This is a genomic window from Bradyrhizobium sp. STM 3843 (assembly GCF_000239815.1).
Lineage (GTDB): Bacteria > Pseudomonadota > Alphaproteobacteria > Rhizobiales > Xanthobacteraceae > Bradyrhizobium.
In genome coordinates this window covers 1-12,599 of record NZ_CAFK01000300.1, presented here as the reverse complement: position 1 = coordinate 12,599, position 12,599 = coordinate 1, and the positions used below count along the sequence as shown (strand labels likewise).

Genomic DNA, 12,599 nt, shown 5'->3' with positions numbered 1-12,599 from the left:
TCTCTTCCTAGAAAAAAAGCGCGAGCAAGCCGAACAGCGTGATGTACAGGCTGAGTTCGGCCAGTGACGGGTTGCTGAAGAACCGTGCGAATCCCACCAGGTGCAGCAGGGGACGCAGCAACAGGAACAGAAACAGCGCTGCTGCGGCATAGGTGACGATGGGCGCAATCAGGACGCCGCCAAGGACGAGCTCCCGGTAGGTGTGCGTCATAGCTGCTGGCCTTGGTTTGATCCGGGCGTGGGCTGTGACGGCGTCAATGCAACGCTTGCCAGGACGAGGGTCGCGATCGCCGAATCGGCGCAGAGCGTGCTTCGGGCTGCAGCTCGGTGCAGCGCCTCCGCAGCTGTTACGATGGCTTGTCCATTCCGTCCGACAAGAGCCCCCCGCGCGACGCGCGTCGCCTCGGCAAGCGGACCTGCCGCCAATGGATCCAGTTCGGCGCGACATCGTCGCAGAATCGTAGCCAGATCGAAGCAGCGCATCGCTTCAAGGACCATCTTCTGGCTTGCCGGTGAGGCGCCGGCTGCTGCCACGATCTGCTCGATCCGCGAGGCATCGCGAAACTCGGCCTCTTCGAGTGCAAGATGCAGGCGTCGCCCTGCGTCGAGGCTCTTCAGCTCCCGCTGAGCCTCGCCTAGCAGCAGCCGAAGCCGTCGATCACCTGACAAGGAGGGGAGCGGGAGGTTCGCCACAAAGACCAGAACCGACGCAAGGCAGGTAAAGAGACACGTCACCAGAAACACCTCCGGCTCGTAGCTCTGCGGATTGCTTGGCGAGAGGACGGCCAGAGTGAAGACCAGGACGAGGCGGCCGAGCGGTGAGAGAACGCGGCTTGGCAGTGATATCAGCAGCGCGAGGCCGATGACGGCAGGCGCCAGACCGATTGCCAGCAACTGAAACTCGGATACGCCGTTGAAGACCAGGTACTTGAGGACACCGGCCAGCAGGCACGCGGTCGGAGTGGCCAGCACCGCCACCATTGTGAAGCTGCGCGGATCAGGTGCCGTTGCGCTCAAGCCGATGATGACTGCGACGAGCGAGAGGCAGAGCTCGGTGCTTGGCCAGCCCGCCAACACGAATAAGCCTGCAATCAGCACGAAGGCGGTCGCTGCCCTCGCAGCATTTTCAGCGGCGATGCGACGCGAGCGGTACAACGGCGCGCGGCAATGCCGGGAAGGGCGCGCACCGGTATGCAGGGCATTCAGGCTGTCGCGCACGTCGGCGTTCCTGCGGATGATCTCCGTGCTGAGCCAAGCCCGGCAAATCCTCATCAGGTCGGATGAGCTGCGATCCCAATCATTCGGATGCGCTACCCTTGTCGATGTGACCGGCAATGTCATGAGCGCACGGGTGAGGGACAACGCGCTCACGAGATCCACGATCGTGGAGCGCGCGGCTGCGCTTCTCGCGCGTCCACTGCTCGATTCCGTGGTGAGGCTCGCGATTTCCGGCCGCAGGGCCAAGATATCGCGCAGCATGAGGGCTACCGTTGCTGCAGATGCAGCTTCGCCGCGCATAGCACGCGCCGCAAAATCCATAGCCCGGTGATATAGCGCGTCGAGGCGGCTCGCCAGAACCGGATGATAGTCCGGCGCGGCCAAAACGTCGTTGACCAGCGCAGTGGCGAGAACGCCGATCGCAATGGCCGCGCCCCGCGCGACGCCCGTCGTGAACACCTGCGAGGGGCTATCGATTTGCTGAACGACGATCAGGGCGACGGTGATGCAGCCGAGAGCTGCTGCATAGGCGCGATTGCCATCCAGCAACCCGGCCGCATAGACGCAAAGCCCAATCCAGATGCCAATCATTGCGAGCAGGAGTTCGTCGGTCTGGGAAAAGACGCCGGCGATCACGATGGATGCCGCGAACCCGACAACAGTTGCGAGCAGCCGGTAGCCTGCCTTCTCGAGACCCTGGCCGCGTGTCGGCAGGGCCAGAATCGCGACGGTGACTGCGGCCGAGGACGGCGATTCGAGCTTGAGCCAGAAGCTGACATAGAGCGCGAGCAGGGTTGCTAGCCACACCCGAATTGCGAAAGCCCAGGAGCTCGCGGGGAGTCCGGCGAAGATCGACGGGCGTACTTCGGCGGCAGCAGCGGTGACGTCCACTTGCATTGTACATCATCCGCTGCGGCAGGCTTTGGTCGCCCTGCCGATGTCGTGACATCGCATCCAGTATGGGGTTGCCGTCGCGATCGGTCTTTCCGGTCCATCAGCGACCTTACGAGAATGCACGGCGGGTCCCGGAGAAAGGGTGCCGCGCGGTTCGCCCCGAGGACGGACTATCGCGGCGGGTGAGCCGACAGCGCCTCTTCAAGGCACCGGATGATTTCGTCGCCGGTGGAGGGTTTGCCGAGATAGCAATGCGCTCCAGCCGCCATCACGCGCTGGCGGACGGATTCGCTGGGAAAGGCCGTCATGAAGATGACCGGGAAGCGACGGCCAGAGGCAACAAGCCGTGCCTGCAATTCGTCTCCGGTGATCACTGGCATTTGAATATCGGCGATCATGCATGCCGGGTCATCTTCCTGCGGCTGCTGCAGGAAGTCGACGCCGGACTCGTACGTGTGCGCCTCATAGCCGAGCGAACGGACCAGGCTCGCAAGCGATCTGCGAACGCCTTCGTCGTCGTCGACGATTGCAATTATGGTGGGCTTGGCCATTGGCGCAGTTCCTGACCGCCGTGCTTCCGCAAGGAAAGGAGGATATCTCCCGATACGCGGTCGGTAGGGCCTTATGCACCCCGAAAGCCCGTGCCGAAACTATACTCAAGTTTGCTCCGTCGTTTTGCGGGGCGGAGAAATCCCGAGCGCCTCGGCCTTGCGAACGAGATCGGCGAACGAGCGAACGTTCATTTTGCGCATGACGTTCCCGCGGTGGATCTTGACCGTGATCTCGCTCAGCCCGATCAGGCCGGCCACCTGCTTGTTCATCAGCCCGGCGGTGACATAGCCCATCACCTCGCGCTCGCGCGCTGTCAATGTCTCGTACTGGGCGCGGATATCCTCTTGCGCTGCGGCTTCAGCCCGGCTCTGCGCATCCCGGGCCAGCGCCGCCGTGACCGCGTCCAGCATGTCCTGATCGCGAAACGGCTTGGAGAGAAAATCGACGGCGCCGGCCTTCATGGCGCGCACCGACATTGGGATGTCCCCGTGGCCGGTCATGAAGATGATCGGATATCTGATGCCCTGTCGGGTCAGTTGCCCCTGCAGATCGAGCCCGCTTACGCCCGGAAGTCGGACGTCCAACACGATGCAGCCGGGGCGGTCGGGCAGCGCGCTCCCAAGCAGTTCAGCCGGCGAGCCGAACAGGCGGGTTTCGAGACCGACGGATCGGAAGAGGCTGTCGAGCGACGAACGAATCCCCGCATCGTCATCGACGATGATGACAACCGAGCTTAAGGATTTGGCCGGCGGATGCTGTTCTTCGATTGGTCGTGTCATGACGAGGCGTGTTCTTGGAGGGCAGGCAGCGTCAGGCGGAATGTCGCGCCTCCGCCGGGCGTGCTGTCTGCCGATAAACGGCCGCCGTGAGCTTCTACCGTCGTTTGGCAGATCGCAAGCCCCATCCCCATTCCGCCTGGCTTGGTCGTGAAGAATGGGGCAAACAGGTGCGGCAGGTCATCGGGCGCGATGCCCGGGCCGTTGTCCCGCACTGTGACGGAAAGGTTGCCGCCCTCGGCGACGCTGGCCTTGAGCGTGATGACGCGAGGGCCGCTCTGATCCGACATGGCCTGGCCGGCATTAACGAGCAGATTGACGAGCACCTGCTGAAGCTGGATCCGGTCGCCTCGAATGGGCGGCAAGCCGGGTTCGGTCTCGATCGTCAGGACGATGTCGTCCATCGCAAGTTCGCGCGCGACCAGCAGTGCCGCCTCCTTGATGATCTCCGTGATTTGCAGCACGTCCTGCTGAGCCGGTCTCTTCTTCAGGAACGCTCGGATGCGGGTGACGATCTCGCTGGCGCGCCGGCCGTCGGCTACGACCTGCGTAATTGTACTTGCCACTTCGTCCAGATCGGGGACGTCGCGTCGCAGCCACCGCAAGCCGGCTTCACCACCGGTGACGATCGCTGCCAGCGGCTGATTGACTTCGTGCGCGATCGAGGCAGTGAGCTCGCCGAGGGTGGCGACGCGTGCGGCGTGAGCGAGTTCCGCTTGCGCTGCAAGCAGCGCGTCTTGCGATTGTCGGCGCTCGGTGATGTCGACCACAAAAGCAAGCACGTTGCGATCCTCACCAGGCCCGGCCGGAAAGGTGATGGTAAACAGCACGGGAACCTTGTGCCCGGCCAGGCTGACGAGCTCCGTCTCCCCTTCGTAGAACGGCTCTCCCTTCGCGAAGGCGACCAAGGCGTCGATGAAACTCCGGTCGTCGTCCCCAAGAAATTTGTCCGCATTCTCGATAAAGACGGAGGGGCCGTTTGCTCCCACCATCCTTTGAAGGGCGGGATTGACGTCGGTGATGTCGGCAAGGCGCCGAGCCTGCCGCACGAAATCGGGATTTCGTAGCAGATAATCGCGAAGGTCGGCGTTACCGGTGGCCAAAGATCTCAGCGCGGTTCGAACGCCGGTCCAATCCTCTTCGACCACCCCGATCCGGCTTGCGTCGAACATGCGGCGATATCGCCGCTCGCTCTGCACCAGCGCAGCGTGCGCTGCTACGCGATCGGTGACGTCGGTATGGGTTTCGAGCACCCCGACCGGTTTGCCGAGATGGTCTCGCTGCAGGGCCCATCGGGCGTCAACCACGATCGCTGCGCCAGATTTCGTCCGCTGCTCGATCCGGCCCTCCCAGCGGCCAGCATCGAGCAGGTGCGACTCTATCAGTTCTCGCTTCTCGGGATACACCGTCTGCAGAAGCTCGTCGGCGACCCGCCCGACGGCGTCTTCCGTGGCCCATCCATAGGTCTGTTCTGCAGCCTTGTTCCAGAAGGCGATAACGCCACGCCGATCCCTGACGAATATCATATCATGGGAGAGGTTCAGGAGACGGGCCTGGGCCGCGAGCCGGCTCGTCGCGGCCTCGTTCTGCAGCGCAAGCAGAGTCGTGATGGCAATCGCCGCAAGGCTCACCAGCGCGCGCAGGGCGGGCGAAGCCACGGGTTCCAAGCCGTGCGATACAGAATAGGCGATGATCGTCAGAACAACACAGGCTGCAGCGGCGACCATGATGTCATTGCGCCGATTTGTCCTGGCCGCGAGCAGGATAGCTACGACGTAAAGAACCGCGATGGCGCCCTCAAGTGGCGTGAGGACGTCGACAAGAAACACCGTAGAGGCGAGGGCCGCGGAGCAGAATCGCAAGCCGGTGCGGCTCATGGATGAACCCGTGGCTCGATCAATCGTATCGTCGATGGCGGTTATTCTTCCCATTCCAATCGCGTTGATGCCGCGATTTGATCGCTCGGACAACATCTATTGAAGATGTTTTTCGTGCTCTCTTGAAAGACTTCGGCGCTGGCTGGATTTGCTCCGAATTGCTGGCAAAGGCGCATTTTGAAGGAAAAACAGGCCACTCTGTGATGCCGCGATTTGCACGGCCGTCGCGGAGGGCGCGTCACCTTACCGCAGGCTATCAAGGCGCGGGTGGTTCTGGGCGGAACCGTATTTATCGGTCGCCGGGCCGGAGGGGCATGCTGCGATCATACCTGAGTATGACACGGCCAACCCGAGAATCTAGTGGCGCAACCGCGCGTAGAATGGAGCGCGCGGATCAGCGGATTACTTTGCCCCCGTTACATCCGGACGAGCCAGCAAGGCTCTGCCCGGCCAATAACGGGACAAGGAGATTCGACGATGTCGCTGCAGATATCACCCCAGCAAAGCGCCGAGGATCGTGTCGTTCGCTCGATCGACGTCGCGCGACTTGATCGCCGCCGGCTCGGCCTGTCGAAAATCTCCGGCGGATTTGATGAGGACAGGATGACGCTCTCGCTCGTTCATCTGGACCTGGCCGTCGAAGCGCAGGTGGCTGGTGTCGGGGAACGTGTCGACGGCATGCCCCATTTCAGAGTTTCCGCCAAACGCCTTGCGGGTGTTTCCGGGGAGACCGAGCTGCCGTTTGCTGCTGAGGAATTTCCGGACCCGGTGATGCAGCGTCTGTCCGATGCACTCGCGGCAGCCGAAGCCATGCGCGAACCCCATTCGGCCATCCTGGCCGACGCGTTGCGTCTCGCCATCCTCACCCGAAAGTTCTGCCAACAGACCATTGTCAGATGCACGGAAACCGAAGCGGCCAGCGAGCACCGCGAAGATCAAGCCGGTCGGACCGTGCGCTCGCTGCAGAAATGGCGCCTCAGGCGCGTCCTACAATACATTGATGACAATCTGAGCGCCAAGATCACGCTGCAGGACCTGGCCACCGTCGCGGGGCTCAGCCGGATGCATTTCGCCGCGCAGTTCCGGGCGGCTACCGGCCTGCGCCCTCATGACTACTTGCTGAAGAGGCGGATCGAGCGTGCCCAGGAGCTGCTCAAACGAGCCGACGTCTCGCTCGTCGATGTCGCCTTGACAGTCGGCTTCCAGACCCAGGCGCACTTCACAACGGTGTTCAAACGCTTCGTGGGCGATACGCCGTATCAATGGCGGAGCGCCCATCTTGCGCATAGCATGCCGCAGCCGCGCGCAAGAGGCAGCCTGTCATGACCAGCATTGGAATTCAGACGTTGATGCTGCCGTTGATCGGAATTCATTCAGCCTTGATCCGCCATGAGCTGATGGAGATGCTCGAGATCGCTCGTATTCTTGGCAACTCATGTCGCCTGGCCTCGTCGGAGCCGGGTTCAAGCCTGATGTACGGTCGCTTCACCTTCGACTTCTGCAAGACCGTTGCTGCGGCTCCTGTTGCTGGCGGGCGGATAGAAGGTTTCGATGGCGTTCATGCCGCCGCCCTCCGGAAATCGCGACGGCATGAGAGGGTGCGGCGTTAGAAGGCAGTGACGACGAAGATCGTCAGCAAGGCCATCACGAGGCGGGACACGGCATAGCCGTATGTCGCAAACGACAGGGATATTGCTCTTTGCGACCTTCTGCAAAGCCCCCCAAGCGCGACCGTGGTCGCGCGAGCGCCGATGCAGGCACTGAGCATGATGGCGGATGGAACTTGAACATGTAGCATCCAAGGATCAGGCCCGCGAAGATCGGGACGAGCTTGACCAGCGTGCCGGCCAGGAACAATGTGAACCCGTAGTTCTTGATGTCCCAGGTCCCGCTATTTCAACGTCGACAGATAGGCGACGACGTCGGCTCGGTCCTTCCCGTCCGCCAACCCCTTGAAGTACATCTTGACGCCGTGGACGTCCCCGCGCGGATCGGCGATGTACGCATCCAATGCCGCGGCGGTCCACGGTGTCTTGTTGATCTTCATGCCTTCGGAATAGGCGTAGTCCGGTACGGCCGCCGGCTGGCGTCCAACGATGTTCCAGAGACTCGGGCCGACCTTGTTGATGCCGATCTCGGGAGAGTGGCAGTTCTGGCAGATGCGCTGGAAGATGCTCTTCCCTGCGACGGGGTCCCCGTCCAGCGCCGTCGCGCTCGACGCGAGGCTTGCGAAGACAACGATAAGAACGATGCGGAGGAGCATATGAATCCCTTCCTTTTCGAGCAGGAGCGGCGCGGACAAGCCCCGCGGTCGCGCCGGTTAGAAAATCCGCGCGGATGATCGGACAAAAGCCAGGCCCAAGTCCTTGTTCTGGATCAAGCCGCGAAGTTGCCGTTGCTGCTTAATTCGCCTATTCTTCGAAGAACGAACGAAAACCAACACGAAATCCAAAGTGTTGTTCTGGGAGGTGCCTGGTGGGAGATGCCGCTTCTCGGCCTGCGCGCCCGTCTGGTGTGATGGCTGCAAAGTCGAAGGCTACGACGGAGGCAGCCGCGGCGGCTGACATCTATAACCAATTGTCGGCCGACGGCCTGGCCATGGTGCTCATCTTCCTGTCGCCCCACTATGATCCGAACGAATTCATGGCGGAGATCACGAGGCGTCTCGCAGGCGTTCCCGTGTATGGCTGTACGACGGCGGGAGAGCTCTCGCCGGATGGGTGGGAGGACAACAGCGTCGTTGCTCTCGCTTTTGCAGCAGATGATTTCACCGTGTTCGCACAGCCCATCTTCGGGTTGTCGGGCTTTCGCGTCGATGAAGGGCGCCGCCTTGGCAACCAGTTGAGGCAGGAGCTGTCTCGGCACGGTGCTCGCGACAACGAAGGCGTGTTCGGGCTGGTCCTGATCGACGGCATGTGCCAGCGGGAAGAGGCGATCATGTCGGCAATTTATGCCTCGCTCGACAATATTCCTCTGGTCGGCGGGTCGGCGGGCGACGGTCTACGCTTCGAGCGCACCTGGGTTTTCCACGACGGCAAAGCTCATACCGACATGGCGGTGTTGATTCTGATTAGGACGTCATTGCCGTTTCGGTTGTTCAAGTGTGATAATTTCGAGCCGACATCGGTCAAGATGGTGGTGACGGAAGCCGATCTCGAGCAGCGTATCGTCAAGCAGCTCAATGCTGAACCGGCGGCAGAGGAATATTGCCGCGCGGTCGGTATCGCGGATTCCGAACTGGACCCGTTCCTGTTTGCGGCCCATCCCGTCCTGGTGCGTGTCGGCGGCTCTTATTTCGCGCGCTCGATTCAGCGCGTCAGTCCGGACGGCTCGCTCCGGTTCTTCTGCGCGATCGACGAAGGAATGGTGCTGACCGCCGCCCGGTCACGTAACTCGGTGGCTGCCGCCCGCGAGATGCTGGCCGAGGTTCGTGGCGAGATCGGCGAAGTCTCGATCTTCATCGGTTTCGAGTGCATCCTCAGGCGTCTCGATGCAGAGCAGCATCAGTTCGCGCGGGAAATGTCCGAGCTCTATCGCGACAACCGGATTGTCGGATTCCATACCTATGGCGAGCAGTACGGTTCAATGCACGTCAATCAGACGCTGACGGGCGTCGCGATCGGCAAGCGCGCCGGTGCGGCGCGATGACCGCGTCCGGCTCTCCGGAAGAGCTGCAGCGTGAGGCGGCCAAGCTCAGGAAGATCAACGCCGCGCTGATGTCCCGGGTCGAACGCTCGATGGACCAGCAGTTCAACGCGTTTTCACTGTTCGAAACAGCGATCGCGCTCGATCAGCAGGTCCGCGAACGGACGCGACAGCTGCGGGATGCGCTGCATTCGATCGAAACGGCCAATCAGGACCTTTTCCGAGCTAAGCAGCAGGCCGAAGCGGCCAGCTCCTTGAAATCTTCGGTTCTGATCTCCGTGACGCATGATCTGCTTCAGCCGCTCAACGCCGCGCGGCTGACGCTTTCGGCCTTGGCGGACGAGGTATCGTCCGATCGCGGAATAACTATGGTCGGCCAAGTCGACCGCTCGCTGGCAATGCTCGAGGATCTGCTGCGATCCCTGCTCGAGATTGCCAAGCTGGACGCCGGAGCCCTGCGTCCGGATGTACGCCCCATTCTGCTCTCGACCCTGTTCGAGCCGCTCGAACGCGAGTTCGCGCCCATTGCCGCAAAGCGCGGGCTGTCCTTGCGGATCTGTCCATGCGCTGTCGCCGTGTTCTCGGATGCTATGATGCTGCGCCGCATTTTGCAGAATCTCCTCGCCAACGCTCTGCGTTACACGCGGCGAGGTGGCGTGATCATGGGGTGTCGGCCGGGGCCGGGATCAAGCCGTGTTCGCATCGAGGTGTATGACACTGGCCCGGGCATTCCTGAACCTCAACAGGAAGCGATCTTTCTCGAATTCCAGCGCGGTCAGCCGAGCGCCGAAGATCAGGCCGGCTTTGGGCTCGGCCTGTCGATCGTCCGTCGCTTCGCCAAAGCGTTGGATCATGAGGTCAGACTGGCTTCACGGGTTGGCCATGGATCGACATTCAAGCTCGAGCTTGACCGGGCAGACCCGGCAGCGGTGCCGCGGGATCTGCATCCTGTTGAATACGTCGACCACGACTATAGCGGGCTCGAAGGTGCCAAGATCCTGCTGATCGAAAACGACCTCGCCACCGCTGAGGCCATGGTCAGTTTGCTGGAAAAATGGGGTTGCGACGTCGTGGCTACGACGTCATCGAAGGACGCTTTGCAGCGCTTGAGTGCGCTCGGCGCGGCCCCCGAGACGATCATTGCGGATCTCCACCTGGATGGCGACGAGAGCGGGCTTGCGGCCATCCGGGACATCAGGCAATTCCTCGGCCGAGATGTTGCGGCCATGATCGTGACCGCGGATTATTCCGAAGCTGCGGCCAAGGAAGCGAGCTTGTACGGGCTCGAAGTTCTGACCAAGCCGATCAGGCCGGCGGAGCTTCGCGCTTTGTTGTCGTTCCTCTTGTCATGAGCGCTCGGTGTCATTTCCGCGGGCGTGAACCGGCGCGCGGCTACGTGTCTCGGCGATCAGGTTCACGAAATCGATCCTTTCCATCTCGATGATGGCCTTGGTCCGGCTCATGACCTGGAGCTTTCGCAGGATCTCCGAAACATGGACCTTCACCGTGGTCTCGCAGATCCCCAATTCATAGGCGATCTGCTTGTTCTGCAATCCGCAGCGGATCATGTCGAGCACCCGCAGCTGCTGCGGTGTCAATTCGTGAAGACGTTTCAATAGATCTCGAGCAGGAAGCCTGACCCGGCGCGCACTCGCGGGGCTGAGTGCGCAGCCCAGAACATGGGCATCGCCCTGCAGGACGCCCCTGATCGCATCAGCCAGCTGCTCCTTCGATGTCGATTTCGAGATGTACCCCGCGACTCCCAGAGAGAGGACATGGGCGACGAGCTTCGGGTCCTGATGCGCTGAAACCACGAGGACCGGCGTCCGCGGCGCGGTCTTGCGGATGCGAAGAAGGCCGGATAGTCCGCTCGTGCCGGGAATCGAGAGGTCGAGCAGGATCAGGTCGAAGCCCGGCGCGGATGACAGAAGATGGGCGGCCATGTCGATGGACGTCGCCTCTGACAGCTCGGCATCCGGCAGGGTGACGCGGATTGCGTTCTCCAACGCCTCGCGAAAGAGGGGATGGTCCTCGACGATCAACAATCGAGCCACGTGCCTGTCACTCCCCGGCCAGATCGAAGTCCAGTTTTTCTGGTATGGCGGATCCGACATTCGTAAACGAGCTTGCGGCAAACTGATACGATTGTCAAAGCCGGGGCACACCAGCGATACCGCTTTTGGTCCAGATCGATCATCACGCGCTATCGATATCTGGACGTCCGACTGCCATGAGATCGTAGGTCGCCCATTTCCGGAGCGTGGGCTACTGCTGCTTTCCGCGTAGAGTGGTCCTCGATCCCTGACGCCCTGTCGGAAGGAGCAGTTCGATCTTGCCGATTTCGATCACGGCCTTGTTGCGGCTGAACAGCCGGAGTTTTCGTAGTATTTCGGTGATGTGCGCTTTGATGGTCGATTCCGCAAGCCGCAGTTCGGTGGCGATTTCCCGATTCTGGTAGCCGCGCCGGATCAAGTCCAGAACACGGAGCTGCTGCGGCGTCAGCTGTTCAAGGCGCGCCTGCAACGCGCGCGCGGAGCGATCGCCATCGCGTTCGGCCGTGGGCACGAAGTCTTTCGGAACCGAGATGGAGCCGCTGAGCACGCGTTCAATCGAAGACGTCAGTTCGCGCTTCGAGGTCGATTTCGGCAGATAGCCGGCAGCGCCAAGCGAGAGCGCTTCGCGCACGATATTCTGATCCTCGTCACTCGACACGATCGCGACCGGAAGCCGCGGATGACTTGCGCGCAGCCGCAGGAAGCCTGCGAAACCAGCCGCATCAGGCAGCGTCAGGTCGAGTAGGGCCAGGTCGATTCCGGGGTCGGAAGCGAGGACGTGAAGTGCATCGGCAATCGAGACCGCCTCGAAGATCTCCGCCTGCGGATGCGCAAGGCGCACGGCGTTGCCGAGAGCCTCGCGAAACAGCGGATGATCGTCGATGATCAGAAAGCGCGTCATTCCCGACCTCGCTCGTATCGTCGGCAGACTTCGGGCGACCGGCAGATCCAAGCGGCGGTACCTGCCTGCTTCAATTCGTCGTTTCCGGCGACTGCACAGTCAGCAGGAACGTATAGATGCTCTCGAACTGGTCGTCGGTAAAGACCTCCCTCCATGCCGGCATACCTTTGGAGGGGCGGCCCTCATGCACCGTGGTCCAGAATTTATCTCGCATGTCCTCGCCGTAGCGGATTCGCAGCCGTCGCAGGTCGATCCGGCGTTCCGCCTGCACGGCGTCGGGTCCGTGGCAATGAGCGCAGGTCCCGTTGAAGATCTCCTTGCCGACGGTCATCGTCTCGGCGCTAGGATCGGTCGCATTGGCGTCCGACACCCTGATCACTGGAGGTTTAGCGGCAGGCTGTCGGAGGATCTGGGCAGGACCCGCTAGCGAGGCCAGCTTGATCGGGCTCGGTGCAGCGCCAAGCCTGATCGGCGGATCACTCGGCAACCCATATTTGGCAGCCAGCTCGGCAATCCGTGGTCCGAGCTGCGGCAAGGCGGCGTCGATCTGGTCGCGCAACTGCGTGGAGGTTCTGGCGAAGCCGATGGCGGCATCCCAGGACAGGCCGGCGCCTTCGACCGGCTGGATCCGGAAGCGACTTTCGTAAGTCGTCTTGTTAAGCCAGCCCGCGACCGGTCCCCA

General features: G+C 62.0%; 13 protein-coding genes. 4 read left to right on the top strand and 9 right to left on the bottom strand.

The genetic code is table 11. The features are described from left to right. Positions 1 to 7: 7 nt before the first annotated feature. From BRAS3843_RS31795 to BRAS3843_RS31775, 5 genes are all read right to left on the bottom strand, one after another. Positions 8 to 211 (bottom strand): DUF1656 domain-containing protein, encoded by a 204-nt coding sequence (locus tag BRAS3843_RS31795; protein ID WP_008973312.1) that lies wholly within the window; start codon positions 209 to 211, stop codon positions 8 to 10. Then, positions 208 to 2,115, bottom strand: coding sequence for an FUSC family protein (locus BRAS3843_RS31790; RefSeq protein ID WP_008973311.1), 1,908 nt, complete (start codon positions 2,113 to 2,115; stop codon positions 208 to 210). Before BRAS3843_RS31790 ends, BRAS3843_RS31795 begins: the two co-directional genes overlap by 4 nt. A gap of 167 nt (positions 2,116 to 2,282) precedes the next feature. Next, a complete protein-coding gene (locus tag BRAS3843_RS31785; RefSeq protein ID WP_008973310.1) occupies positions 2,283 to 2,663 on the bottom strand; it encodes a response regulator in 381 nt (126 codons plus the stop codon). 105 nt (positions 2,664 to 2,768) lie between these two features. Further along, positions 2,769 to 3,443, bottom strand: a complete 675-nt coding sequence (locus tag BRAS3843_RS31780) for a response regulator transcription factor (protein WP_008973309.1) — start codon at positions 3,441 to 3,443, stop codon at positions 2,769 to 2,771. Further along, positions 3,440 to 5,317, bottom strand: a complete 1,878-nt coding sequence (locus BRAS3843_RS31775; RefSeq protein WP_008973308.1) for an ATP-binding protein — start codon at positions 5,315 to 5,317, stop codon at positions 3,440 to 3,442. The genes BRAS3843_RS31780 and BRAS3843_RS31775 overlap by 4 nt, the downstream gene beginning before the upstream one ends. A gap of 477 nt (positions 5,318 to 5,794) precedes the next feature. Here BRAS3843_RS31775 and BRAS3843_RS31770 point away from each other — a divergent pair, with 477 nt between their 5' ends. Beyond that, the gene (locus BRAS3843_RS31770) at positions 5,795 to 6,643 is read left to right on the top strand and encodes an AraC family transcriptional regulator (protein WP_008973307.1); all 849 of its coding nucleotides are present in this window, start codon (positions 5,795 to 5,797) and stop codon (positions 6,641 to 6,643) included. Beyond that, positions 6,640 to 6,927, top strand: coding sequence for a hypothetical protein (locus BRAS3843_RS39975; protein WP_008973306.1), 288 nt, complete (start codon positions 6,640 to 6,642; stop codon positions 6,925 to 6,927). The genes BRAS3843_RS31770 and BRAS3843_RS39975 overlap by 4 nt, the downstream gene beginning before the upstream one ends. A gap of 281 nt (positions 6,928 to 7,208) precedes the next feature. Here BRAS3843_RS39975 and BRAS3843_RS31760 read toward each other — a convergent pair whose 3' ends face one another. After that, positions 7,209 to 7,619, bottom strand: a complete 411-nt coding sequence (locus BRAS3843_RS31760) for a c-type cytochrome (RefSeq protein WP_244425525.1) — start codon at positions 7,617 to 7,619, stop codon at positions 7,209 to 7,211. Between the two features lie 215 nt (positions 7,620 to 7,834). On the opposite strand from BRAS3843_RS31760, the gene BRAS3843_RS31755 reads away from it, so the two are divergent. Both BRAS3843_RS31755 and BRAS3843_RS31750 read left to right on the top strand, forming a co-directional pair. Then, the gene (locus BRAS3843_RS31755) at positions 7,835 to 8,965 is read left to right on the top strand and encodes an FIST N-terminal domain-containing protein (RefSeq protein WP_008973303.1); all 1,131 of its coding nucleotides are present in this window, start codon (positions 7,835 to 7,837) and stop codon (positions 8,963 to 8,965) included. Then, complete coding sequence (locus BRAS3843_RS31750; RefSeq protein ID WP_008973302.1) at positions 8,962 to 10,314, top strand: hybrid sensor histidine kinase/response regulator; 1,353 nt, start codon at positions 8,962 to 8,964, stop codon at positions 10,312 to 10,314. The genes BRAS3843_RS31755 and BRAS3843_RS31750 overlap by 4 nt, the downstream gene beginning before the upstream one ends. Here the strand turns inward: BRAS3843_RS31750 and BRAS3843_RS31745 are convergent. The 3 genes from BRAS3843_RS31745 to BRAS3843_RS31735 form a co-directional block, all read right to left on the bottom strand. Next, complete coding sequence (locus BRAS3843_RS31745) at positions 10,309 to 11,016, bottom strand: response regulator transcription factor (RefSeq protein ID WP_008973301.1); 708 nt, start codon at positions 11,014 to 11,016, stop codon at positions 10,309 to 10,311. The genes BRAS3843_RS31750 and BRAS3843_RS31745 overlap by 6 nt on opposite strands. Positions 11,017 to 11,227: 211 nt before the next feature. Continuing rightward, positions 11,228 to 11,917, bottom strand: a complete 690-nt coding sequence (locus tag BRAS3843_RS31740; RefSeq protein WP_008973300.1) for a response regulator transcription factor — start codon at positions 11,915 to 11,917, stop codon at positions 11,228 to 11,230. Positions 11,918 to 11,987: 70 nt separating this feature from the next. Then, a partial coding sequence (locus BRAS3843_RS31735) for a cytochrome c (protein ID WP_035983473.1) occupies positions 11,988 to 12,599 on the bottom strand: 612 nt, incomplete at its 5' end.